The 23,183-nt window shown below is 52.9% G+C and carries 25 protein-coding genes; 11 read left to right on the forward strand and 14 right to left on the reverse strand.

The genetic code is table 11. The features are described from left to right. Positions 1-5: 5 nt before the first annotated feature. Entirely contained in the window at positions 6-827 is an 822-nt protein-coding gene (locus CPA59_RS16330; RefSeq protein ID WP_159077955.1) for a bifunctional 2-polyprenyl-6-hydroxyphenol methylase/3-demethylubiquinol 3-O-methyltransferase UbiG, read from the reverse strand. A gap of 419 nt (positions 828-1,246) precedes the next feature. Here CPA59_RS16330 and CPA59_RS16335 point away from each other — a divergent pair, with 419 nt between their 5' ends. The 6 genes from CPA59_RS16335 to CPA59_RS16360 all read left to right on the forward strand — a co-directional run bounded on the left by CPA59_RS16335 (position 1,247) and on the right by CPA59_RS16360 (position 6,205). Continuing rightward, positions 1,247-1,642: a hypothetical protein gene (locus CPA59_RS16335; protein ID WP_107760088.1), complete on the forward strand. Its 396-nt coding sequence runs from the start codon at positions 1,247-1,249 to the stop codon at positions 1,640-1,642. A gap of 430 nt (positions 1,643-2,072) precedes the next feature. Further along, on the forward strand, positions 2,073-2,831 hold the full coding sequence (locus tag CPA59_RS16340) for a transporter substrate-binding domain-containing protein (RefSeq protein ID WP_107760090.1): 759 nt from the start codon (positions 2,073-2,075) through the stop codon (positions 2,829-2,831). 6 nt (positions 2,832-2,837) lie between these two features. Then, a complete protein-coding gene (locus tag CPA59_RS16345; protein ID WP_107760092.1) occupies positions 2,838-3,539 on the forward strand; it encodes an amino acid ABC transporter permease in 702 nt (233 codons plus the stop codon). Then, positions 3,517-4,242: an amino acid ABC transporter ATP-binding protein gene (locus tag CPA59_RS16350; RefSeq protein WP_107760094.1), complete on the forward strand. Its 726-nt coding sequence runs from the start codon at positions 3,517-3,519 to the stop codon at positions 4,240-4,242. The genes CPA59_RS16345 and CPA59_RS16350 overlap by 23 nt, the downstream gene beginning before the upstream one ends. A gap of 1 nt (position 4,243) precedes the next feature. Further along, complete coding sequence (locus CPA59_RS16355; protein ID WP_107760096.1) at positions 4,244-4,912, forward strand: amino acid ABC transporter permease; 669 nt, start codon at positions 4,244-4,246, stop codon at positions 4,910-4,912. Positions 4,913-5,017: 105 nt separating this feature from the next. Next, the gene (locus tag CPA59_RS16360; protein ID WP_107760098.1) at positions 5,018-6,205 is read left to right on the forward strand and encodes an MFS transporter; all 1,188 of its coding nucleotides are present in this window, start codon (positions 5,018-5,020) and stop codon (positions 6,203-6,205) included. A gap of 33 nt (positions 6,206-6,238) precedes the next feature. Here the strand turns inward: CPA59_RS16360 and CPA59_RS16365 are convergent, their stop codons facing one another. Continuing rightward, a complete protein-coding gene (locus CPA59_RS16365; RefSeq protein ID WP_107760100.1) occupies positions 6,239-7,135 on the reverse strand; it encodes a LysR family transcriptional regulator in 897 nt (298 codons plus the stop codon). 85 nt (positions 7,136-7,220) lie between these two features. Here CPA59_RS16365 and CPA59_RS16370 point away from each other — a divergent pair, with 85 nt between their 5' ends. Next, positions 7,221-8,003 (forward strand): NAD(P)H-dependent oxidoreductase, encoded by a 783-nt coding sequence (locus CPA59_RS16370; protein ID WP_100849953.1) that lies wholly within the window; start codon positions 7,221-7,223, stop codon positions 8,001-8,003. Between the two features lie 132 nt (positions 8,004-8,135). On the opposite strand, the gene CPA59_RS16375 is transcribed toward CPA59_RS16370, so the two are convergent. Beyond that, complete coding sequence (locus CPA59_RS16375) at positions 8,136-8,528, reverse strand: VOC family protein (RefSeq protein WP_038919829.1); 393 nt, start codon at positions 8,526-8,528, stop codon at positions 8,136-8,138. Positions 8,529-8,852: 324 nt separating this feature from the next. Between CPA59_RS16375 and CPA59_RS16380 the strand changes: the two genes are divergently transcribed. Continuing rightward, positions 8,853-9,560: a hypothetical protein gene (locus CPA59_RS16380; protein ID WP_049854872.1), complete on the forward strand. Its 708-nt coding sequence runs from the start codon at positions 8,853-8,855 to the stop codon at positions 9,558-9,560. Positions 9,561-9,650: 90 nt separating this feature from the next. Here the strand turns inward: CPA59_RS16380 and CPA59_RS16385 are convergent, their stop codons facing one another. Continuing rightward, complete coding sequence (locus CPA59_RS16385; RefSeq protein WP_038919832.1) at positions 9,651-10,424, reverse strand: DUF3750 domain-containing protein; 774 nt, start codon at positions 10,422-10,424, stop codon at positions 9,651-9,653. Between the two features lie 401 nt (positions 10,425-10,825). Here CPA59_RS16385 and CPA59_RS23200 point away from each other — a divergent pair, with 401 nt between their 5' ends. Continuing rightward, positions 10,826-11,077: a TetR/AcrR family transcriptional regulator gene (locus CPA59_RS23200; RefSeq protein WP_107760103.1), complete on the forward strand. Its 252-nt coding sequence runs from the start codon at positions 10,826-10,828 to the stop codon at positions 11,075-11,077. Positions 11,078-11,114: 37 nt separating this feature from the next. Then, positions 11,115-12,311: an enoyl-ACP reductase FabV gene (gene fabV / locus CPA59_RS16395; RefSeq protein ID WP_107760105.1), complete on the forward strand. Its 1,197-nt coding sequence runs from the start codon at positions 11,115-11,117 to the stop codon at positions 12,309-12,311. Positions 12,312-12,450: 139 nt separating this feature from the next. Here fabV and CPA59_RS16400 read toward each other — a convergent pair whose 3' ends face one another. Continuing rightward, positions 12,451-13,350: a LysR family transcriptional regulator gene (locus tag CPA59_RS16400; RefSeq protein WP_049854870.1), complete on the reverse strand. Its 900-nt coding sequence runs from the start codon at positions 13,348-13,350 to the stop codon at positions 12,451-12,453. Between the two features lie 189 nt (positions 13,351-13,539). Here CPA59_RS16400 and CPA59_RS16405 point away from each other — a divergent pair, with 189 nt between their 5' ends. Next, a complete protein-coding gene (locus CPA59_RS16405; RefSeq protein ID WP_107760107.1) occupies positions 13,540-14,613 on the forward strand; it encodes an alkene reductase in 1,074 nt (357 codons plus the stop codon). Positions 14,614-14,667: 54 nt separating this feature from the next. On the opposite strand, the gene CPA59_RS16410 is transcribed toward CPA59_RS16405, so the two are convergent. The 9 genes from CPA59_RS16410 to CPA59_RS16450 all read right to left on the reverse strand — a co-directional run bounded on the left by CPA59_RS16410 (position 14,668) and on the right by CPA59_RS16450 (position 23,112). Beyond that, positions 14,668-15,720, reverse strand: coding sequence for an aldo/keto reductase (locus CPA59_RS16410; protein WP_107760109.1), 1,053 nt, complete (start codon positions 15,718-15,720; stop codon positions 14,668-14,670). 162 nt (positions 15,721-15,882) lie between these two features. Continuing rightward, positions 15,883-16,764: an AraC family transcriptional regulator gene (locus CPA59_RS16415; protein ID WP_107760112.1), complete on the reverse strand. Its 882-nt coding sequence runs from the start codon at positions 16,762-16,764 to the stop codon at positions 15,883-15,885. A gap of 152 nt (positions 16,765-16,916) precedes the next feature. After that, complete coding sequence (locus CPA59_RS16420) at positions 16,917-17,933, reverse strand: AraC family transcriptional regulator (RefSeq protein WP_049842600.1); 1,017 nt, start codon at positions 17,931-17,933, stop codon at positions 16,917-16,919. A 26-nt stretch (positions 17,934-17,959) separates the two neighbouring features. Continuing rightward, positions 17,960-19,021, reverse strand: coding sequence for an NAD-dependent epimerase/dehydratase family protein (locus CPA59_RS16425; RefSeq protein WP_100849956.1), 1,062 nt, complete (start codon positions 19,019-19,021; stop codon positions 17,960-17,962). Positions 19,022-19,320: 299 nt separating this feature from the next. After that, positions 19,321-20,490: an MFS transporter gene (locus CPA59_RS16430; RefSeq protein WP_038919839.1), complete on the reverse strand. Its 1,170-nt coding sequence runs from the start codon at positions 20,488-20,490 to the stop codon at positions 19,321-19,323. 159 nt (positions 20,491-20,649) lie between these two features. After that, the gene (locus tag CPA59_RS16435; protein WP_107760114.1) at positions 20,650-21,579 is read right to left on the reverse strand and encodes a LysR family transcriptional regulator; all 930 of its coding nucleotides are present in this window, start codon (positions 21,577-21,579) and stop codon (positions 20,650-20,652) included. A 58-nt stretch (positions 21,580-21,637) separates the two neighbouring features. Continuing rightward, positions 21,638-21,922, reverse strand: a complete 285-nt coding sequence (locus CPA59_RS16440; protein ID WP_159077956.1) for a hypothetical protein — start codon at positions 21,920-21,922, stop codon at positions 21,638-21,640. Next, complete coding sequence (locus tag CPA59_RS16445; protein WP_038919842.1) at positions 21,897-22,904, reverse strand: NAD(P)-dependent alcohol dehydrogenase; 1,008 nt, start codon at positions 22,902-22,904, stop codon at positions 21,897-21,899. Before CPA59_RS16445 ends, CPA59_RS16440 begins: the two co-directional genes overlap by 26 nt. Position 22,905: 1 nt before the next feature. Then, the gene (locus tag CPA59_RS16450) at positions 22,906-23,112 is read right to left on the reverse strand and encodes a hypothetical protein (protein ID WP_107760119.1); all 207 of its coding nucleotides are present in this window, start codon (positions 23,110-23,112) and stop codon (positions 22,906-22,908) included. Positions 23,113-23,183 lie beyond the last annotated feature (71 nt).

A 23,183-nucleotide genomic window follows, 5' to 3' on the forward strand; every position in this document is an offset into this window, starting at 1 on the left:
TTTTTCTAATACTTTTTTGCCCGCAATAAAAACGTCAATGGAATAGCTGAAAGCCCATTATTGAAGCGCCACCAGCCGTCTTCATGCTGCGATAGTTGAGAAAATGCTTTATAGAAACCTTTATCGAACTCCCGAAAAGCCGTTATACACAGGTTTTCGTTGGTCAGACTGGTGATAATTTCAGACAGGCTGTGAAACCAGACATATTGTTCCTGATTCTCTATCTGGCGATGGTCATTGGCATAAGAGTATTTATAATTTGCTTTTACCGGCGCACCGGACTGAACAGAAGAGAATAAGGCATTGCTATCAAGCGGTGCATTATCCTGATGAGGATTACTGAACATTTTTGCGACAGGATGCTCGTCAATCAGCAGTAATTCGCCGCCGGGTTTCAGGTGTGAAGCGATAGTTTTCGCCCACAAATTCAGGTGCTGAAGCCAGACCAGAACACCGTAAGAGGTAAAAACCAGATCGAATTCGCCCAGCTTCAGCTCAGAAACATCATAAACACTGGCGCAATAAAAATTCGATTTAAGACCAAATTTAAGTTTTATTGCATTTGCGGTTTCAATGGCTTCAACTGAATAATCAATTGCGGTAACATCCGCTCCCATTATTTCAAGGGCAAAGCTATCCAAGCCAATATGACATTGCAGATGAAGTACTTTTTTATTATGTAAATCGCCTAACTCAGACAGCTCGATATCTTTTAGCTGATATCGCCACGGGTCATAATTGCCAACATCATAATCGGATTGCCCGGAATGAATTCGGGCCAGCTCATCCCAGAACTGAATATTCTTACTATCATAAAAGTTTTTCAACTGATAATTCCTTTTATTGAAATAAAAGAATGAAACATGAAAAACTATAATTCGCCGGGGATGGTAGTTTACGAAATCATAGATGTCAACGAATGTTATTTATGGGAACACGCTATTAATTACAACGCTCACAATTTAAAAAAGAGATTATGGGCAGTGATAACCTATATTTCCACCAAAGATGATTAACGAATCGACTTACATTTAATGCGTTGTATTCACAATACATCACTATGTTTTTCACTCAGACCATTTATTAGTGATAATGCACAAATTTAAAAATTGGAATATTCCTACCGACTCACTTCACGATATTTTCGCCAGAATGATAATGATAATAAAATTCATAATATCTCCATCGCATCGTTATCTGTCGGCGTGAAGCCAGGAAAAACCGGGAAATCCCGACAATTCACGTCATGACTACACAGGCTGTCCCGGGCACGAGCATTAGCTGTTTTCTGCTTACCGCCCTGTTGCCGGTGATGATTAGCGAACGTCAATTCACCTTCAGCCAGCCTCCTATATTGCCAGCATCGCCAGCGCCAACCACGCAGGCTACCTGTCTGACCGTCTGCTGTTTTTTATTCAGCCGTCTGGGGCAAACCTCATCTAATCCGGCATTGATGCTGTTCATCGGCACGGTGGCAAGGCAACAACAACTGCGGCTGTTGATAAAAAACCGCCAACGCTTCAGGGAATTTATTTACTGCTGTATCGCACATAATATAAGAAAATACATCCATATAATTAAGATTTTTCTTCTTGTTAAAAACAATAAAACCATTATCAGAATATATTTTTGTCACAATTAGAATAATCGTATGTGTAGTACTATGGTTAGCCAGGCTCCTTCAATCATACTGTTGCTGGATTAAACGTGGTACAAAACAGCAGACCGCTGAAATACCTGCCCGCACCGCATATCATAAAGCCTTTCACCTGAGTCGAAGCACGAACAAAATTTGCACAAACAGAAAACGTTGTTTATATTGAACACTTGGTAGTTTGGTAAGGTGATAATCGCATATCTGACATTCACGACACTGAGATATTTATCATCTTATCATATAAGATAATATTAAGATTAAACGGAGCACATACTGGAGTCTGGTATGTTGGCGACGCCCTTCCTCTGGATGAAATGCTGCTTATAACCTTTTACGGCGGCAATAGTGGTCATACTTTTCTTATTACAGTTAATTCAAAAATTTATGTATCCCCGATTAAATCCAGGAGCCCTGTATGTTATTAAAAAAATTTCTTTTAGTGATGATTTTAGGAATAACCTCATTTACTGTTGTCGCAGCCAATCCCGTTAATGGAAAGACACTTAATGTCGCCGTGTCCCCTGCCTCGCCACCGATGCTATCCAAAACTACTGACGGGAAATTGGAAGGGATTGATCTGGAGATTTTCTCTTCTTACTGTCAGGAAAGGAAATGCGAGCTAAAAATAACAGAGTACTCATGGGATGGGATGCTTGGCGCGGTAGCCAGCGGTCAGGCAGATGTAGCATTTTCAGGAATATCCATAACAGACAAACGTAAGAAAGTAATGGATTTTTCATCTCCATATTATGTTAACTCCTTTAATCTGGTCAGTCTGGCGAATCGTAAAATAGATCTGAGCGATCTGAATGAGTTAAAAAAATATTCAATAGGGTTCCCCCGGGGAATGGCTTATGCTGACCTAATAAAAACCACTCTTGAACCCAAAGGATATTACTCATTAAGCAAAGTAAAGCTTTACCCCTCTTATAATGAAACCATTGCCGATTTGAAAAATGGAAATGTAGACCTGGCATTCATAGAGGATCCGGTTTACTTTAACTATAAGAATAAACAAAAAATGCCTATTGAAAGCCGCTATGTATTTAAAGGTGTTGACCATCTTGGGTTTGCTTTTAAGAAAGGTTCGCCGGTGCGGGATGATTTTAACGCCTGGCTTAATGAGCAAGGCGAGGAAAAAATATCTGGCATCGTAGATAAATGGATGAAATAACAGCACATGCCATCGCAAGATATGATAAATGCATGTTATTTTTTGCTTGAGGGTATCGTAAACACGCTCATTGTTACATTTACGTGTTTTACCTCAGCATTGATTACCGGATTGACAGTCGCCGTTTTACGGCGACTGGCTTTTCCATCAATGAAGAAAACTCTGGATTTCCTGGTTTTCATTTTTCGTGGAGTTCCAGTTTTAATAGCCGTTTTTCTCGTCTATTTTGGTCTTCCGGCAACAGGCCTGAGTATTTCCCCATTGCTCGCAATGAATCTTAGTATTGGATTAATCAGCGGCGGTTATCTTGCGGAAGTGTTCCGCGGCGCGCTTCAATTGGTAGAGCCATCAGAAATTACAGCTGCTAAAGCGGCTGGTTTAAGTAAGCTACAGATCTTAAGCAACATAGAGTTCCCTCAAATGCTCCGTTTCGCTGTCCCTGGGATATTAAACGAATTTTCATCTGTATTGAAAGCTACACCTTTTGCCTATACCGTGGGTATATCTGAAATTACAAAACAGGCAATGACCCTGACCGCTGTCACCATGAACGGCCTGGTAATTTATACCATTGCAGGAATATTTTACTTTCTCATTTACAAATTATCTCTTGTTGCAGCCAGGCTGATTGAAATGAAATTCAAAATGACAAGTGATGAATTAAATAGAGTGAGGGTGAAAATGTATGGCATTGATAGAATTAAGTGAAGTAAGTAAAGAATTCAACAGCAAAAAGGTTTTAGACAACATCAACTTAAAGATTAAGTACGGAGAGGTAAAAATAGTCATGGGCCCGTCTGGCTGCGGCAAGACGACACTACTGCGTTGTCTGGCTCAACTTGAAACCCCAGATACAGGCAATATATTCTTTCATGGCAAAGATGTTAATGATAGAAAATTCAACACCCTTGAATTCAGGAAAAAAGTTGGTTTTGTTTTCCAGAATTACGCATTATACCGCCATCTGAATGTTATGGATAACATTACTCTGGCTCTTCGTAAGGTATTTAACATTCCCCATAATGATGCCAGAGATAAAGCTTTATACGAGCTGGAAAGGCTGGATATGACTGCACACAGCATGAAATATCCTTCACAGCTCTCTGGTGGGCAACAGCAGCGTGTCGCACTTATTCGTGCTCTGGTAACGGACCCTGAAGTGATTGTGTTCGATGAGCCTACGTCAGCCCTTGACCCGCTGATGACCCGTGAAGTGGGTTCGCTCATTAAGCAGCTTAATGAGCGAAAAGTGACAATACTATGTGTCACTCATGACATACGTCTTGCTAAACAACTTTGTGACAGAGTTACTTTCCTAAATTACGGTAGGATCCGTGCAGAAGGGTCTTTTGATGAACTCTCATCCCTTGATGCCGATCCGGACATTCATTATTTTTTTGGAGAGCAATAATATGTCCGATGGATGGGTTAATTTCTATACTGATCTGATGGAACAACTTCCGCTGGTTTTTGACGGGATCGTTGAAACATGTAAACTTGCTATTATTGTTTCCTTCTCGGGTCTTCTCTGGGGCATTGTCATTTTTTCCCTAAGCATCAGTAATCAATCTACAGTTAAACGTATGACAAAAATATATATGGATTTTTTCATCGGCACACCATTAATTCTTATTTTATTTGTCATTTATTATGGTTTACCACAGACAGGCATCCACCTGTCGTCTTTCGTTGTGGCAGTAACAGGCTTTACACTTAACATCGGAGCCTATAATGCGTCCTATATGACAACAGCTTACAATTCACTGAGAAAATATGAGACTGAGGCAGCCATCGTGCAGGGGTTTAGCCGGTGGCAGATTTTCCGATTAATTATACTACCTCAGGTTTTCATTACCTCTGTACCTGCACTGACTAATCAGGTAATTAACAATATTAAAGACAGCTCTATTGCTTTTCTTATCCAGTACACTGAATTTTTCTCCCGCATTCAGGAGGTGGCCTCAACGAATTTTGAGTTTTTCGATGCCTATTTATTTGCTGCGTTGGTTTATCTGGTTTTCATTACTTTTATCGTCATGCTATCCAGGGTAATTGAACGCAAACTGGGCATCGCTGAATAAATCAAATTTGAGTCCCCGGGCAGGTACGCCCTTTCTGCACTTTTGTTTGCCTTTAGGCAACATTGCATTTACCTTTCATTTACCACCCTTCACTGCCGCTACCTGATGGATACCACACCGCACATGAGCGCCGGACAACGGCTGAAAGCCGCGCTGTTCGGCATGACCATACTGACGCTGGGCATGGGCATTGGTCGCTTCCTGTTTACCGCTTTGCTGCCGGTAATGATCGGTGAAAACCGGTTCACCTTCAGCCAGCTTTCCTATATCGCCAGCGCCAACTACGCAGGCTACCTGTTCGGCAGTCTGCTGTTTTCGTTCAGCCGTCTGGGGCGGACATCCCATCCGGCGTTGATGCTGTTCATCGGCGCGGCGGCCACCGGCGTGTTGATTTTCGCCATGGCGCCCGACCTGCCGGTGATGCTGGCGGTGGTGATTCGCTTTATGGCCGGCGTCGCCAGCGCGGCGGCGATGATCTTCGGTTCGATGCTGGTTTTGCAACACACACACGACAGCCGGGTTATCGCCTCGCTGTATGCCGGGGTCGGCGTCGGCATTCTGCTCGGCAACGAATATGTGATTATCGGCCTGAAACAAGGGTTGACCGCCAGCGGGTTATGGTGGGGCGCCGGTCTGTTGTCCGTCGCGCTATTGTTGCTGCTGTGGCTGCTCTATCCCCGTCAGGCGGACAGCGCCGCCCGGCACACCGCGCCGCCGCCTGCCGACCAGGCGATGAGCTGGTGGCAGCTGGCGACGCTATACGGACTGGCGGGGTTTGGCTACATCATTGTGGCGACTTATCTGCCGCTGATGGTGAAAACGCAGGGCACGTCGCTGCTCGCGGCGCATTTATGGTCGCTGGTCGGGCTGTCGGTCGTTCCCGGCTGCTTTTTCTGGCTGTGGGCGGCCCGCCGCTGGGGCACCTTGCCTTGTCTGTCCGCCAATTTGCTGGTTCAGGGCGGATGCGTACTGCTGACGCTGTTTAGCGACTCCCCGCTGCTGCTGATCATCAGCGGCCTCGGCTTTGGCGCCACCTTCATGGGCACCACATCGCTGGTGATGCCGCTGGCGCGCAGGCTGCATGCGCCGCACAGCATCAATATGCTCGGGCTGGTCACCCTTACCTACGGCGTCGGGCAAATTATCGGCCCGCTGCTGACCAGCGCCTTGCAGGCGTCCAGCCATGCCGTATCGATGGCGATCGTTTGCGGCGCCGTAGCGCTGTTCGCGGCGGCGGGCATCAGCCAGCTTAATCATCTTGTCCGGCAAAAATCGGCGCCGTCATCCCCTTAGCCTTATGCCGGCGGGCTACCCCGGAGCGGGTGCTCACGCCACCGCCTGGGCGATCAGCCCCCGCAGCCATTGATGCGCGCGATCGCGGTGCCAGCGCTCATGCCAGTACATCGCCATCTCAAACCCCGGAATCTCGATCGGCGCCGCGGCAACCTGCAGACCGGGCTGGTCGCGCAGTAGCCGGGACGGCAGCATCGCCACCAGATCGGTGGTCGCCAGCACCGACATCATAAACAGGAAGTGCGGCACCGACAGCACCACCTTACGCGCCAGCCCCATCGCCGCCAGCGCCCCATCCGTTGCGCCGTGAAAACCGCCGCCGTCCGGCGATACCATCACGTGCTCAAGCCGGCTGAACTGGTCCAGCGTCAGCGGATGGGCCAAATGCGGGTGCCCGACCCTACCGGCCAGTACATAGTGTTCCCGGAACAGTATCCGGCGGCGCATTCCCGACGGCGCCATGTCGCTGGTGTGCAGCGCCAGATCGATGTCGCCTTGTTCCATTAGCCGCAACATGGCGGACGGCGGCGTTTCCAGAATCGCCAGCCGGGTATGCGGCGCCTCACGGCGTAACTGGCTCAGCGCCGGCAGCACAATGGTCGACTCGCCATAATCGAAGGCGGACACCCGCCACGTATTATCGGCGGTTGCCGGGTCGAAAGTCGCGGAAGGCGCAATGGCGTGCTCAAGCGATTCCAGCGCCTGTCGCAACGGCTCCCGCAACTCATCGGCTCTGGCGGTCGGCTTCATGCCTCTGGGGCCGGGCAACAGCAGGGGATCGTCGAAAATCTCCCGCAGCCGGGCCAGTTGTACGCTCACCGACGGCTGCGACAGGTTCAGTCGCCGCGCCGCGCGGGTAACGTGATGCTCCGCCAGCAATGCGTCCAGCGTCAGCAGCAGGTTCAGATCCAGTCTTCTGATATTGTTCATGACTATGCCTGATATAATGAACATTCATTTCAACTATAACAGACCGCCTCCTATGCTGTGCTCCTGTCAACAAGGAGACGATGTGATGAAAGTTTTACTGGTTTATGCCCACCCCGAACCTCGCTCGCTCAACGGCTCGCTGAAAAATGTGGTCGTCAGCCATCTGGAAAGCGCCGGTCATCAGGTTCAGGTATCCGATCTGTACGCCATGCAGTGGAAAACCACGCTGGATGCCTTCGACAACACCGACCGGCAGGCGGAGGCCCCGTTCCACCCGTCGCTGGATTCACAGCGGGCATTTACTCAGGGCACACAGTCGCCGGATATCGCCCGCGAGCAGGACAAACTGCGTTGGGCCGATACCGTCATTCTGCAGTTCCCGCTGTGGTGGTTCACCATGCCCGCGATTCTCAAAGGCTGGATCGACCGGGTCTACGCCTACGGTTTTGCCTATGGCGTCGGGGAGCATTCGGCAACACACTGGGGGGATCGCTACGGGGAGGGGTCAATGCAAGGCAAACGCGCCATGTTGCTGGTCACCACCGGCGGCTGGGAATCGCACTACGGTCCGCGCGGCATCAATGGGCCGATCGACGATTTACTGTTTCCCATCCAGCACGGCGTGTTGTATTACCCTGGCTTTGAGGTGATGCCGCCGTTTGTGGTCTACCACACCAGCCGGATGGATGACGCGCGCTACGCGCAAACCTGCGATGCGTTGAAACAGCGTCTGGATATGCTGTGGCGCGACGAACCAATACGGTTTCGGCAACAGAATGCCGGCGACTACGCTATCCCGGCATTAACGCTGAAACCGGACATCCAGCCCGACCGCAGCGGCTTTGGCATCCACATCGACCGCGCCTGATCTTTCGTTTTTGGGGAGTTCGTTTTTGGGAAATCCGCTTTTGGGAAATCCGCTTTTGGGAAGAGAGAACGTTTTCCCTTTCCCGCCACGGTTTTGATCGGGGTAGCCTGCCTGCAGCAGGCCATCTACCCGTTACGGCGCCCGGTGATACACCGCTTCGATGTTGTAACCGTCCGGGTCGCGCACAAAGGCGGCGTAGTAATCAGGATGGTATTTGGCCCGCACGCCGGGCTGGCCATTATCCTCGCCGCCCGCCGCCACCGCCGCGGCGAAAAACGCATCCACCTCCGCTCTTGATTCTGCGCTGAAGGCAAAATGCACCGGCGGACGCGACGCTACCTCGCCCTGAAAAATCCAGAATTCACCGCCAGGATCGGAAGACTGGCCGTACCCCATCAACACGCCGAAACTAACGGCGAATTTCATGTCTTTGACCTGCTCATACCCTAATGGCTTTAACGCCTGTTCATAAAACCGCCGGCTACGACGCAGATCCGACACCGGAATACTCAAATGATCCAGCATGTTCCCTCCCTTTGGCGATTGAATTCTGTGGTTTTCCGCCCCGATTTACCTCACGTCCGACGAGGCGGAATGACCAACATAATCGCGTTGCCTGTGGGAAAAGATGATCCAGATCTATAAGCCAACGCTTAGTTATTCATTAAAAATGATTTTTTATTGGCTAGAACCCGCGTGAAGTCGGTATGACGCCATCGGGTAATAATAAGGCGCAGAAAATAAATACCGCGCTATTGTCCATCATCCCGCCCAGGTTTCTTCCCCCGTTCGCCGATAGAGTCACATCTCCAATCCACAATTCACACCTTAGGTGTTATGGAGTAAACAATGCCAATCAATGGCTGGTATACCGGTGATGCTGATAATGTGATGGATAATGGCAATATCAACGGCTGGGCGGATCAATCAGGCCAGGCGTTTGGTAGCAATCTGGGCGGCGGCGTACATAGTTACCAGTTTGGCCCCGTCATTAATCACTATGGAACCTGGGGGCAACTGATTTATGTCAATCAGGCCAGTTTAGTCCCCCCGGACTGGAACAATCCCTCCGGTCTGAATGGCTGGATGCCTGCAAACCCCGCGCCGGACAACTCAATTTGGATTCAGGGCCATTTGGTCAATGGCGAATGCGGCGGGCAAAGCAACCACGCCGCCTATCTGACCCCAATATCCCATAACGTCAACATGTGGCACGCAGGGTATGAAGCGGTGCTACAAAGACTGGTTAATCGGGGAGCCGCCACTGGCGTCAGCGTGTCGCAATTTAACCCCAACGGCCTCGCAAATTGCCGGATCATTTATCGTACTCATGGATTACCCCCCCGCGCTGGCAGTCAGGTGCCCGATGGTATTTGCGTCAGCTTGGGTATTGTCATCAATGGGGTCATGAAAAACGATGCAGAAGTCACACAGGAATTTGCGCATGGCACAGGTAAGCAGCGCTGGTTTGCTGACCGCTACTATACGTCGTCGGGTAAGGATGACCGTAACAAAATCATTGAAATGGTTGGGGGGACGCTGGTTCAGTACCCCTAAAAAAGCGTCCTGATACGTATGCCGAATCGGAGCTGAACGCGAATGTATCCACATATTGTCGGTGGATACATTCTGGGTCAGGCATGACGGTCACCCTTCGTGCGTTTTGGTATTGTCATACCCCAGGCGGCCGATAAACGGCAAACGCAGCGCCGGCGGGTTGAAATCCACCCCCAGGTTGGCCCCCAGAATGTTGACTTCAACGCCCTCCTCCACGCCCAGCGTCAGGCCCAGTACGCCCAGCAACGACACCTGCACACCTCTTCCCGAGGGCGGCAACCCAACCGGATGCGTTAACGCCCGAAAATCCTTACCGATGGCGTTGGCTGGCAGATCCAGCTTCAGTTCCGGCACTTCCCGGCCGATATGCGCCATAAAGGTATTGCTGTTGGGGCCGGGCCAGGCGTGATAGGTATGCGGCCAGGGGTAACTTTTGATCGCCGCCTCTATCTTCGGGATCATCTCTGCCGCGCTTGCCCCGCGGTGTTCAACCAGCAACCGCGGCGTTGAACCAAACCAGAATCCGTCAGGGACGGTATAGTTACGGCGGATCACATCATCGCCGCCCCAGCCGATCACCTCGTAACGCTGGTAGCGGGTTTCCCCGGCTTGTTTGACGATGATCCAGGGGTGAACCGCCACCAGCCCGCGCCAGCCGTAGGTGGGCGCGGTATAAACCTGTACGATCGCGGTATCGCGTAAAGCCGCCGGATCCGGCGCCACGCCGGCCGAATCGCGCCGCGACGCCCAGATGTTTTTTCCGGATACTCGTTCTGTGCCCCACGTGGCCTGCGCCAGGCTTTGTCCAAACGACAGGATCAACACGCCGATAAAAACGAAGCCCACGACTTTGAGGTAGTGCATTGATGGGGTTTCTCCATGAAACGCGGGGGAATTAAAGCAGATTAAGCCTATCGCGCCGCGCTGTCTAACCACAACCGCAGCAGCCGAAGCAGAACGGGCGACAGGAAATACGAGCGGTGGTTTTCCCAAGCGACTTACCGCCGCCACCGCGATTCACGCAGCGGTATTGCTCCTGTAGCAACCGGAGCGATATCCGGCAGTAGTCTGATTTATAAAAAATAATTCCCCTTTTCTTTACGATTGCCTCGCCCCAGTCGTATCGCTATAGCGCTGCACGCATTGAATCGAACTAAACGGTACGGTACGATCCGGAAATTCCGTGTTCAGCTAGTCATGTTCAACTGTCCGTGGTCAATTATCCGTGTTCAACGCTCTGAGAGGGCAGAATGGAAACCCCCAGTATGCAAACCGATGCAGCCAATCTACATGGCGTTGATACACGGGCCAATCACGGCGAGCGTCGTCCTAAAGCGCAGCACGTTCTGGAAGCCGCGCGCAAAATATTCCTGACCGATAGTTTCAGCGCCACCACGACAGACATGATTCAGCGCGAGGCGCTTGTTTCCAAATCAACCGGTTATGCCCATACCAAAATAAAGAACCCCTGTTTATCACCAGGCTGTAAGCATGGCGACTGTCGGTTTCTTTTTTAGTGATAAGACAATATCTAAATTACTCAGGAGAATATCTATGGTTATCAAACCACGGATTAAAGGTTTCATCTGCATTACCGCCCATCCAGCTGGATGTGAAGCCAACGTCAAACAGCAAATCGATTATGTCACCGCCAATAATCCCGTCGCGAATGGCCCCAAAAAGGTGCTGATTATCGGCGCCTCTACCGGATATGGCCTGGCGGCGCGCATCACCGCCGCATTTGGCGCCGGTGCGGACACCCTCGGCATCGCATTTGAACGCCCGGGAAGCGAGAGTAAACCGGGAACCGCAGGGTGGTATAACACCGCTGCGTTTGAAAAGTTTGCCCACGAGAAAGGGCTTTATGCCAAAAGCATCAACGGCGATGCGTTTTCCGATGAGATAAAAACGTTAACCATCGACACCATTAAACGTGACCTCGGCCAGGTCGATTTGGTGATTTACAGCCTCGCCGCGCCCAGACGTACCCACCCCAAAACCGGTCAGGTCTATTCATCCGTGTTAAAACCGATCGGAGCCGACATTCGTTTACCGGGCATTGATACCGACAAAGAACTGGTGAAAGAATTCGCGCTCGAAGCGGCAACCGCGGAAGAGATCGAGAATACGGTAGCGGTGATGGGGGGCGAAGACTGGCAAATGTGGATAAGCGCGCTCAACGAAGCCGGCGTATTGGCTCATGGCGCCAAAACAACGGCGTTTACCTATCTTGGCGCGGACATCACGCATGCCATCTACTGGAATGGTTCAATCGGCGCCGCTAAAAAAGACCTGGATAAAAAAGTATTAAATATCCGAGAAACATTAGCTGATATCGGTGGGGATGCCTACGTATCCGTACTGAAGGCCGTCGTCACCCAGGCCAGCTCGGCGATCCCCATCATGCCGCTTTACTTGTCATTACTTTTCAAAGTGATGAAAGAAAAGGGAACGCATGAGGGATGCATCGAACAGATTTACGGGCTTTTCAGCGATTCGCTGTATAGCGCCTCCCCCATTATTGACGCCGAAGGCCGCCTGCGTACCGACTATAAAGAACTGGCCACGGACATTCAGGCTTACGTCAACCAACACTGGCACAATGTGACTGCCGATAATCTTTATCAGGTCACCGACTTTGCCGGTTATAAAGAGGAATTTCTGCGGCTGTTTGGTTTTAACATTGACGGGGTGGATTACGCTGAGGATGTCAATCCGAACGTCCTCATCCCCAGCCTGATTGAGAAATAATCTATTTCTGACAGTCTTAAATCGGGGCGACGCGGTTGCGCGATAAAACCGTCGAACCCCGTCAGAAGCGATGTAATCCCGGTTGCCGTTGATGTGCAACCGGGCAGGAATCAGCATCAGGTCGCGGTATTTCGCTTCATTATCTGGATTTTTTGGCTGAGCCCGTTCCCAGCCGTTCCCGCAGGAATTCAATGAAACGCTGCGTTTTCGCCGGCAACAGCCGTGTTTCGGTCAGCGCATAGACGGATACCGGCGCCCCCTGCCATTGCGGCAATATACGTTGCAGTTGCCCCATAGCCACATCCTCGGCGACCACTTCCTCCGGCAACAGCACAATCCCCTGACCAAATACGGCAAGACGCCGGATCATACCGACGTTATTGAGCACAAATCTCCCGCTTACCGTCACTTCGGCATTTTCCGCCGTTGCGGGATGATTCAAATTCCACAGGCCATTTTTCGGAAACCCCAGACATTCATGCCGCCCGAGTTCATACGGATGCGACGGCTCGCCGGACGCCGCCAGATAGCGGGGCGAGGCATACAGGTAAGCCGGCAGACTCGCGAGCTGGCGAGCAATCAGGTTCGAATCCTTTTGCTCTCCGATACGAATGGCGACGTCAAAAGGCTCCGCCACAAGATCAACCCGCCGGGGAGTCAGATCAAACTCAAAGGTTATGCCCGGGTATTGGGCGGCAAACTCAACCATCAGCGGCGCCATATAGGTAATGGCGAAATCCACCGGCAAAGAAGCCCGTAGCACGCCGTTGGGCTGAGCCAGAATCTCGCCCAGTTGTTCATGCGCCAGCTGCGCTTCTTCGACAATACGGCGACACCGCTCGTAATAGATTTGGCCGGATTCCGTTAACTCGATCCTGCGTGTCGTGCGGTGTAACAGCCGCAATCCTATCTGCTTTTCCAGCGTACTGATACGCCGGGACAATGTTGAGGTCGGCACCCCTGTCGCCTCAGATGCGCGCCGAAAGCTCATGGCTTTCACCACGTCGACAAACAGTGCCATGTCATTGAGAAGCGCCATCTTATTATCCCATTATTGGATCAATGTTTTCCATTTTACCCAATTTATCCCGACATATTTTTCGCCGATGATGCGCCTGTAGATCACTAGTCGTCACAGCATTCAGTTGTCACAGCGTTCAGTTGTCACAACATAGCGCGCGCATCCCACTACCGAAGCCGCCAATAAGCCACCGAAGAAGGAATTCACATGAGTTTGTTATTTACCCCCACCCAGCTTGGTCGCTACACCCTGAAAAACCGTCTGGTCATGGCGCCGATGACCCGCAGCCGTGCGGAATATGACGGCTCTCCAGGCCGTCTGGCGGCGGAATACTACGCTCAGCGCGCCAGTATCGGTCTGATCATCACCGAAGGAACGCAGCCTTCCGATGACGGACAGGGCTACCTGACCACGCCGGGCATCTACACTGAGGCGCATGTCGCAGGCTGGCGCGACGTGATCTCCGCAGTCCACAATAACGGGGGATGTCTCTTCATTCAGCTGATGCATGCAGGACGCATGTCGCATCCCGACAACACTCCACACCACCGTCAGAGCGTAGCCCCCTCCGCCATTGCGCCGGGCGCGCCGATGTTCACGGCCAAAGGGATGCAGGACATTCCCGCTCCACGCGCGCTGACTACCGCGGAAGTGCGCCAAACCGTGGCTGATTTCCGTTTTGCCGCCCGCCGGGCGATCGACGCCGGCGCTGACGGCGTCGAGATCCACGGTGCAAACGCCTACCTGATCCAACAGTTCTTTGCGCCAAACGCCAACACCCGCACTGATGAGTATGGCGGCGCCATCGAAAACCGGGCTCGTTTTGCTCTCGAAGTGGCGGCGGCGATTGCCGATGAAATCGGTGCGGACAGAACCGCCATTCGTCTGTCGCCCGGCACCGCGTTATGGGGTATCGATGAAGGGGAAGAAGGACCGGCGCTTTATCGCTATCTGGTCACTGAGCTCAACCAACTGGGACTGGCGTACCTGCATATCATGGATCAAGGCAATGAAGCGCTGCTGGCGGATATTCGCCAACGCTGGCGACAGCCGCTGATTCTGAATCGTCCTGGGCGAGCGCGCGAACAGATTGGCGCCGACCTGTCGTCGGGGCTGGCGGATATGGAATCCTACGGACAGATGGTGCTGGCGAACCCGGATTTCGTCGAACGCCTGCGTGCCCATGCGCCGATGAACGATGCGGATCGCAACACCTTCTTTGGCGGCCACGCGCAGGGCTACACCGACTATCCGACCCTGTCGGCAGCCGGCAAAGCCTGAAGGACAAGGTGATGGTTCAAAAAATAGCGCGTCGTGCTGCAATGCCCGACTACGCTACCGCGTCCTGCGCTCAGCGGCGACTTTCCAGAATTGATTAAAGCGATCCACGTTGTAGACCTCATTCATCCAGCGAGGGTAGATCAGCGGTAACCGGCTGGCGTCGTCAAGCACCGCCAGCTCTTCGGCTGAGAGAACAAGGTCGGTTGCGCCGAGATTATCCTCAAGCTGCCCGACGCTTTTTGCACCAATCAGCACGGTGGTGACGGTCAGGCGATGGAGAAGCCAGGACAACGCCACTTGCGCCACTGAGACAGAACGGGCATCCGCAATAGACCGAAGTACATCAATGATGTCATAAGCCCGTTCCGTCTCTACCGGCGGAAACGCCATCGTGTTGCGGCGGCTTCCTTCTCCCGCACTGACGTCGCGGCCAAACTTGCCGCTCAGCAAACCGCCTGCCAGCGGGCTCCAGACAATCAGCCCCATCCCTGTCGATTCGAGAAATGGCGTAATCTCATGTTCAAGTTCACGGCCAACCAGCGAGTAATAAGCCTGTACCGCGGTAATGTTGGTGAGGTTGAGACGGGCGGAAATGCCGAGGGCCGTGGCCATTTGCCAGGCAGCCCAGTTGGAGACGCCGACATAGCGAACCATTCCCTGCCTGACCACATAGTCGAGTGCCAGCAGCGATTCCTCAATTGGCGTCAGAGGATCGAAACCGTGGAGCTGATAGAGGTCGATGTAATCCAATTGCAGTCTTTTGAGGCTGGCGGTAACGCTGTCGAGGATATGCGCCCTTGACGATCCCCGGTCATTCGGGCCATCACCGACCGGACCGTAGGTTTTAGTGGCAATGATAACGTCCTCACGCCGCACGCCGAGATTCCGCAGCGACCTCCCCGTCATAATTTCAGATTGCCCGTCCGAATAGACGTCGGCGGTATCGAGCACGTTGATACCGCCATCCAACGCGCGCCTGATGATCCGATCCGCGACGTCCTGTTCCACGCCGCCAATATCGCCCCACCGGCTTTGACCAAACGTCATGGTGCCAAGACTTAACTCGGAAACAAGAAGACCGGTATTGCCGAGACGGTTGTAACGCATAAGGCGCTCCTTTATCTACACAGTAATAAAATGGAAGCGGACGGTAAGATCCCCGGCTGCATCTATGTCCTGTATTTTTAAAAGAACGCCCGCAAATCCGTTAACGCGATCCTGCCTATTTTTTGCCTGATCCTCTGGCGGCGGGAAAATATCGGTATTGCGTCATCGGCGCAGGGACTTGATATCCTGCATGGGGGAATTGCCGAACATACGGCGGTACTCCCTCGTAAATTGCGACTGGCTTTCATAACCCACGTGGATCGCCGCCGTACCGGCATCCGCTCCCTCAATCAGCATCAGTCTCCGTGCTTCCTGCAATCGAAGATGTTTTTGATACTGGAGAGGCGTCATACCGACCGTTGCACGGAAATGGTGGTGTAATGTAGACACCGCCATCCCCGCCGCCGAAGCCAGTTGTTCTATGCGAAACGGTTCCCGAAAATGCTGTTTGAGCCAGGCTATAGATTGCCCAATCTGGAAACCATGACTGTCTGCAAAGGCCATCTGACGAAGGCGCGGGCCTTGTTCTGAAATTAACAGCCGATACAGGATCTCGCGTTGAATCTGCCCGGAAAGCACAGGAATATCGTCCGGACGATCGATAAGACGCGCCAACCGTAAAACCGCATCCAGCAGTTCAAAAAACGTCGCGCCGAGTCCTATTGCCTTCGCGGGAGAATGGGTCAGCGCGAGCGGCAGGTTCATATCCACCATTAACTGACGCACAACGACCAAATCAATATTCAGCAGCAACGATAAATAGGGCTGTTCCGGACTGGCTTCAATCACTCTGGCTACCACCGGAAGCTCAAGCGAGTTAATCAGGAAGTGGGACGCATCGTACTCATAAGGCTCCTGACCCAACACGACTTGCTTGCGGCCCTGAACCACAATGGAAAGATTGGCTTCGTACATGCCGGCGTGCGGCGTGGTCGGCCACAGGCTCCGGTAGAAACTGAGCCCCGGAATTCCGGTAACCTCCTCCCCTTCGTCCGGCACCCAGCGGGTACATCCCTCAATCAGAGCCGTCAGGGGAATACGCATGTCATGAGGATGGCATACCGACTTGATGATAAATCTCCTGTGAATGAAATAAGACGATCTGGCTACAGGGGCGAATCGGTTCACGAACACCATCCGACGCCAGCCGTGAAAAAAGAGGCTATCTCGCTACCGCCGCTGTATTGGAACAGGCATCAAGTTGTCTTTACCGCATCAGCGGCCACGCGATACCGGTACTCCCCTGGGGTCACGCCAGTCCACACCTTGAAGGCTCGGATAAACGAGTTGGCATCCCGAAACCCGAGCAGAAAGGCAATTTCGCCTTGCGAAATACTAAGGTGACCGAGGTAATGTTGCGCCAGTTGCTGGCGGGTGAGGTTCAGAACTTCGGTGAAGCTGGTCGATTCTTCGCTCAGTTGCCGCTGCAACGAGCGCCGACTCATCGCCAGACGTTTTGCCACGACTTCTATCGAGTACTCTCCGGCAGGCAAACTTTCAAGCAGCATCGCCTTGACGCGGTCGCGCATCGTCGCCATCGCGTCCAGAGACGACAACCGCTTGCGTAAGCCAGGTTCGAAATGCTTCCACATCGGCTCGTTCTCGGTAAGAAACGGCCGGACGCCATCCTGATGCGAAAAAGAGACGCGGATCGCCGCCCCTTTGCGCGGCAATACACCAAAATAATCGACATAGTCATCAAGGCGCTCAGGAATAGCCGGCAGAATCACCTCTCGCGGAACCACCCGATGACGCGTGCCCAGCCTGACCAATTGCGTGATGAAGACCAGCTCGCCGAGCGCCAGACTTTTCGGAATCTGCCCCTCGTTCCCGTAGCACTCCAGTGTTACGGATGTCTGTACGGGGCCGACATCGACCGTCAGGATCAAAGGACCGACAAGTCTCTTGAACGAAGAGAGGCGTTGCATGGCGACATTGAGATTGGGGCTGCACAGGCTCGCGAAAATCGGAGGATCGAAGGCTTCGACGGAAATCGCCTGCCCAACCTTGAGCGGCAACGCAACCGCCCCGGCCGAATCCTCCAGGGCTTGCCACAACTGAAAATATTGTGCGGCGGTGATGCTTGCCTCCTTACGGGAAAGCAAGTCCGCCGGAAGGCCGGCCAAGCGCAGCACATGATCGGGATTAAATCCCATATCACACATCAGCAATCGCCAGCCGGGCTGAACGTAAAAGTGCGTGGCGCGTTTCATCTCTGCTCTCCCCAAACAACGGACACTTAATACCCAGGAATCTGGTTGCTATCGATCATCTGCTGAAACATATCCTGAATTGATATTTGCAGCGGCCGGTAAACCATCATAAGCTCGCGAACGCTCTTATTGGTATCCGCCTGCCATGAATATCCAACGTTGCGGGACACGAACTTACGCGTGGTGCTCTTGTCGGCCAGCGGGGCGACCAGCCAGACCAGCCATTTGGGCAGAATGCGGCGCGGAATGGGGTAAGCCTGGTATTTCGGCAGCAGCGCGCGGGCAATCTCCGGAAGCGAGGTATTGTGCCCGGAAATGATGAACCGCCCTCTGGCGCCAGGCAGGTAAGCCGCCCGCAGGTGGGCTTCGGCCAGGTCCCGCACATCGACCACGCCACAGCCGATATCGGGAATACCGGCTTTCATTCGCCCGTTCCCCAACTGTCGCACCACATTGAAACTCTCCGAGGTGCCATACGGATTGGTCCCCGGGCCGATAACCAGGCTTGGATTGATGACAACCAAATCCCAGCGCAACTGTTTTGTGGTGATATCCCAGGCGTCACGCTCTGCGACGGTCTTGGAATAAGAATAGGGAACATGTTCCAGCGACGAACTGGTATTCCAGATCTCCTCCGTCAGAATGTGATTCGGCGTATTCTCGATATCGGCATTATCGCCGTAAATCGCAGCGCAGCTGCTGGTCAAGACAACACGCCTGACTGACTCGACCTTGTTGACGGTTTCCAGCACGTTTCGCGTCCCAAGCCGGGCCGGATCAACCAGCTCTTTCTGGGGATTACGAATATCGAGCTTAAACGGGGACGCGGTATGAAACACGATACCGCACCCCTTCATGGCTTCCGCATACGACCCCGGTTCAAGCAAATCCGCCTTGAAGAAGCGAAGCGTACCGGGTTTGCCTGCCGCCATATCATTCAGATGCCCGATCTTCCGGACATCGTTCGGGTCTCGCACGGCGGCGTGAACGGTGACGCCTTCTTCCAACAGGCGTTTGACGAGCCAGCCGGCGACATAGCCCGTTGCGCCGGTCACCATAACGGGTTTGGTTTTATCGATGTCGAGCATGATGAATTCCTCATAGTGTGATGCATGCCAGGCGGCCACGTGTCAGCCGGCAAACTCTGAGGACATTCTCTCTCGTAATACGCGCCAGAACACTCGCAGTCCGCGCCAGGTGATATGCAATGTGCGCCAATATTCTTCAGCGCGCGCCAGAGTGGCGATTCCGGCGGTGGTTTTCAGAAGAGACCTGCTGTTCCGCGTCATCGCGCCTGCCTCAGCATTATCCCATTGAGGATTCGATGTCAGGGTTCTGCGGGAAAGCCATTGCTTTCCCGGTGATCACAACCTCTGCGGCGGCGTCTTCAGCACTGCTCGGCAGTATGGCCTGTTTTATCCGTCAGGCCGGATAAAACGGCAAGGATAAGCGCGATGGCAGACAGTACGGCACCGGCCCAGTTCGGTGACTGCAAGCCAAAACCGGCGGCGATGACGGCTCCGCCAAGCCATGCGCCAACGGCGTTCCCGAGGTTGAAAAGCCCAATATTGACGGCAGATGCGAGAGTCGGCGCACCGGCTGCCCTGGCTTTATCCATGACCAGTTTCTGGATAGGCGAAACGGTCGCGAACCCAAAAGCCGCCATCAGAAAAATACAGACAGCAGAGATTATCTGGCTGTGAACGCTGAAAGTAAAAATCGCCAGCACCACCGCCTGCGCCGCCAGCGTCACGTAAAGCATGGGCATTAAGGCGCGATCGGCATATCGCCCGCCCAGTTGGTTGCCGACAAACAGCCCCAAACCGAAGAGCAGCATCAGCCAGGCCAGGCTGCTTTCACGGTATCCAGCCAGCTCGGTCATCATCGGCGCGATGTAGGTTACGGAGGTGAAAAAAGCCCCCGGTCCGAAAATGGTGATCCCCATTGCCAGCAGTACGTTGACGTTACGAAATGCATAAAACTCCTGGGCAAAATTCTGGTTTTCCGGCCGGGGCTGATGCGGAATAAGCGTAACCACGCTGATAGCCGTTATGGCCCCGATAACAGCGATAACCATAAAAGAGTCGCGCCACGAAATGTGCTGCCCAATCCACGTCCCGGCTGGTACGCCTATCAGGTTAGCCAGTGTCAGTCCCATAAACATGAATGCGATTGCCCTGACGCGTTTAGAGGGCGCAACCATGTCTGCGGCGATAATTGAGCCAATACCAAAGAAGGCGCCGTGCGTCATGGAGGTGATGATCCTGCCTAGAATCGCCATGCTCATGGAAGGGGCAAAAGCGGTGATGAGGTTACCCGCTACAAACAGCAGCATCAGAAAAACGAGCATGGCTTTTCGCGGTACTTTGGCTCCCAAAACAATCAGTGCCGGGGCGAAAACAAACACGCCCAACGCATAGGCGGTTGCCAGGTTGCCGGCAACGGGAATGCTGACGCTAAATTCTTTGGCTATAACGGGGAGAAGGCCGGCAATAATGAATTCAGTGGTTCCGATACCGAATGCACCTATCGCCAGAGCCAGAAGAGCTAATGGCATAACAAATATCCTGTTCAGAAAAAAACTGCCTGTACCGACACGCGGGGTGACATACCGGTAAACCTGCGTATCGGTGCAGGCAGCAACGGAAATGACAGAGTAAAAGTTTATGTAAAGGTGATAAACATCCCAAAAATCGCCTGAGTGTAGACATGAATTCTACCTTAACGGTCCGAAGTGTCCGTCTTCGGCTTTTTTAAGTAGCTCATCGACGATAAGCCGTATCTTGGGGAAAAGGTGTTTTGTTCTGGGCCAGACGATGTTCAGTTCGACGGGCTCGGGAGTGTATTCAGCCAGGAGAGGCACGAGAAGGCTCTGCTCAAGATACCGGATAACCATAGCCTCCGGGAACTGAGCTATTCCTGCGCCCGCCAGACAGGCCTGAAGTTTCGCATCCCCATCGCTGATCTCATGGGCCGTAGCTGACACAAAACGAATTTCCCGCTGGTCTTCAGCCCTGAAACGCCAGGCAAGCGGCGCGCCCCGCCGATATCCCATAATGCAGCTGTGCTTTTTCAGGGACTCCACATCGGCAGGTTCCCCGTAGCGTTCAAGGTAGGCAGGCGCGGCGCACAGAATGAGCCGCTGTCTGCTGAGACGCCGAGCAATCAGCTCATCGGTACTTTGCAGTTCGCCCAGACGCAGAATCAGGTCAATCCCCTCCTCCACCGGGTCAATCAGCCGATCGTTAAAAGTAAGAATGAGCCGCAGAGCAGGATAGCGGGCCAGAACATCCAGCAGCACCGGCATCATCAGATTTCGGCCAAATGAGGCCGGCATGTCTATACGCACCGAGCCGGCAGGCACTTCCTGCTTTCTGCACAGCGCGTGTTCAGCCGAGTCCAGAATATCCAGCGCCGACAGGCAACTTTTCAGATAAGCCTCTCCATCACTCGTCAGGCTCAGCTTGCGCGTGGAGCGGTGAAAGAGCTGGGTACCCAGTCTTTCTTCAAGCCGGGCGATGCTTTTTCCTACCGCAGATTTGGTAATGCCCAAGTGTTCGGCGGCTTCAGTAAAACTACGGGACTGTGCCGCGATAACAAAGTTGGTAATACCCCGCAAGGATTCTGCTGAAAACAAGGTAGCCATAAAGTTGACTCATTGATGGAAAAACGTGAGTTTATCAATGTCTGACTCTACACCAAGCTTAAATCATCGTGGGATTGTGCTGGATCATTTCCTTACCCCAGAACGTTTCAACCTTCCCCAGATCCCGCTCGACAAACAAGGCATGCATATAATCGGTCACGCGCTGCTTGTTGCTAGCGGATTGACTTGCTTTCACTGACGGAGACACTGTCGACGCCGGCGGTTCACCGGCTTGCGCTACCCCACTGAACAGGCTGGCAAACGACATGGCGATGATCATTTTTTCATCAACGAATGTTTCACTGCAGTAACGCCCATCAGATTTCAAGGACAATCTTGCCAAAGTGGCCGCCTGCCTGCTGCAAACGGAAGGCATCGGCAATATTTGCCAGCGGGAAAGTACGATCGATGACAGGCTTAACGCCAATCACGTCAATCGCCCGCACAAGATCCTGTTGATGCTGACGGTTGCCAACGATGAGCCCTTGCAGGCGTTGCTGACGAATCAGCAACTCGGCAGTCGGCACCACGCCGTTAGTGCCGCTCAACACGCCAATCAAGGCAATATGCCCACCGACACGCCCAGCCTGGATGGATTGCGTTAAGGTTCCGGCACCGCCAACTTCAATAACGTGATCAACGCCTCGCCCATTGGTGATGGCCTGTACGCTCGTCCCCCACTCGGGGTCTTTGCGGTAGTTGATCAGATGATCAGCTCCCAACTGCTGCACACGGGCCAGCTTTTCATCGGACGACGACGTTGCAATGACCGTGGCGCCCAGCGCCTTGGCAAACTGCAACGCGAAGATTGAAACGCCCCCCGTACCCATGACGAGGACGCTGTCGCCAGCCTTGATCTGACCATTAACCACCAGAGCACGCCAGGCAGTCAGGCCTGCGGTGGTCAGCGTCGCCGCTTCAACATGACTGTAACCCAGAGGAGCGCGGGTAAAAGCGGTGGCTGGCATGACGACGTATTCACGCGCAAAGCCATCGACACCATCTCCCGGCGTTGTCGCAAAACCTGCGACGGTGGGCACTCCATCCAGCCATTGGGGGAAAAACGTTGAGACCACGTGGTCACCCACGGCAAATTCAGTCACGCCGTCTCCGACAGCCTCCACGATACCTGCCCCATCAGACATGGGAATACGGTTATCCGCTACCGGCATATGACCACTGACGACACCGAGGTCATGGTAATTGAGCGAACTGGCGTGGATACGGACCCGGATTTCACCCGAGCCTGGCAATCCCGGATCGTCCATCTCCACAATACGCAAGCCATCAAGTCCACGTGCTGCATTAGAAACAACTGCTTTCATGTCAGAGCTCCCCCAACCAGGTTTGATTAGCATTCAGCCAGTCGCTGAAAGTTTGCGGGGCGATTCCGGTGATTTGCTGGAAATCGTCCGTGACCGTAGCAACACGACCGGCGGCAACGATGCCGGAGATCGGAATGGTAAGTGTTTCACTAAGATGATGAAGCACCCGTTGACCAAGATGGCCAGAGGCGCCGGTAACCAGAATCATGATGCGTTCCTGTGTGGTTGTTTTGACTGAGGCGCAAGTGTATATTCCTAACTAACTTTTAGAAAGTACGC

It is taken from the genome of Dickeya sp. Secpp 1600 (genome assembly GCF_003049805.1).
GTDB lineage: Bacteria > Pseudomonadota > Gammaproteobacteria > Enterobacterales > Enterobacteriaceae > Dickeya > Dickeya fangzhongdai.

Excerpts from the sequence above, each read along its gene's own strand:
- CPA59_RS16400 (WP_049854870.1), bottom strand. The coding sequence starts at position 13,350 with ATGGCGCTTCTCAATGACATGGCACTGTTTGTCGACGTGGTGAAAGCC.
- fabV (WP_107760105.1), top strand. The coding sequence starts at position 11,115 with ATGGTTATCAAACCACGGATTAAAGGTTTCATCTGCATTACCGCCCAT.
- CPA59_RS16335 (WP_107760088.1), top strand. The coding sequence starts at position 1,247 with ATGACTACACAGGCTGTCCCGGGCACGAGCATTAGCTGTTTTCTGCTT.
- CPA59_RS16410 (WP_107760109.1), bottom strand. The coding sequence starts at position 15,720 with ATGCGTTACAACCGTCTCGGCAATACCGGTCTTCTTGTTTCCGAGTTA.
- CPA59_RS16385 (WP_038919832.1), bottom strand. The coding sequence starts at position 10,424 with ATGCACTACCTCAAAGTCGTGGGCTTCGTTTTTATCGGCGTGTTGATC.
- CPA59_RS16415 (WP_107760112.1), bottom strand. The coding sequence starts at position 16,764 with ATGCGTATTCCCCTGACGGCTCTGATTGAGGGATGTACCCGCTGGGTG.
- CPA59_RS16450 (WP_107760119.1), bottom strand. The coding sequence starts at position 23,112 with ATGATTCTGGTTACCGGCGCCTCTGGCCATCTTGGTCAACGGGTGCTT.
- CPA59_RS16375 (WP_038919829.1), bottom strand. The coding sequence starts at position 8,528 with ATGCTGGATCATTTGAGTATTCCGGTGTCGGATCTGCGTCGTAGCCGG.
- CPA59_RS16425 (WP_100849956.1), bottom strand. The coding sequence starts at position 19,021 with ATGCTCGACATCGATAAAACCAAACCCGTTATGGTGACCGGCGCAACG.
- CPA59_RS16445 (WP_038919842.1), bottom strand. The coding sequence starts at position 22,904 with ATGAAAGCAGTTGTTTCTAATGCAGCACGTGGACTTGATGGCTTGCGT.
- CPA59_RS16380 (WP_049854872.1), top strand. The coding sequence starts at position 8,853 with ATGCCAATCAATGGCTGGTATACCGGTGATGCTGATAATGTGATGGAT.
- CPA59_RS16350 (WP_107760094.1), top strand. The coding sequence starts at position 3,517 with ATGGCATTGATAGAATTAAGTGAAGTAAGTAAAGAATTCAACAGCAAA.
- CPA59_RS16420 (WP_049842600.1), bottom strand. The coding sequence starts at position 17,933 with ATGAAACGCGCCACGCACTTTTACGTTCAGCCCGGCTGGCGATTGCTG.
- CPA59_RS16345 (WP_107760092.1), top strand. The coding sequence starts at position 2,838 with ATGCCATCGCAAGATATGATAAATGCATGTTATTTTTTGCTTGAGGGT.
- CPA59_RS16405 (WP_107760107.1), top strand. The coding sequence starts at position 13,540 with ATGAGTTTGTTATTTACCCCCACCCAGCTTGGTCGCTACACCCTGAAA.
- CPA59_RS16435 (WP_107760114.1), bottom strand. The coding sequence starts at position 21,579 with ATGGCTACCTTGTTTTCAGCAGAATCCTTGCGGGGTATTACCAACTTT.
- CPA59_RS16365 (WP_107760100.1), bottom strand. The coding sequence starts at position 7,135 with ATGAACAATATCAGAAGACTGGATCTGAACCTGCTGCTGACGCTGGAC.
- CPA59_RS16430 (WP_038919839.1), bottom strand. The coding sequence starts at position 20,490 with ATGCCATTAGCTCTTCTGGCTCTGGCGATAGGTGCATTCGGTATCGGA.
- CPA59_RS23200 (WP_107760103.1), top strand. The coding sequence starts at position 10,826 with ATGCAAACCGATGCAGCCAATCTACATGGCGTTGATACACGGGCCAAT.
- CPA59_RS16360 (WP_107760098.1), top strand. The coding sequence starts at position 5,018 with ATGGATACCACACCGCACATGAGCGCCGGACAACGGCTGAAAGCCGCG.
- CPA59_RS16355 (WP_107760096.1), top strand. The coding sequence starts at position 4,244 with ATGTCCGATGGATGGGTTAATTTCTATACTGATCTGATGGAACAACTT.
- CPA59_RS16370 (WP_100849953.1), top strand. The coding sequence starts at position 7,221 with ATGAAAGTTTTACTGGTTTATGCCCACCCCGAACCTCGCTCGCTCAAC.
- CPA59_RS16340 (WP_107760090.1), top strand. The coding sequence starts at position 2,073 with ATGTTATTAAAAAAATTTCTTTTAGTGATGATTTTAGGAATAACCTCA.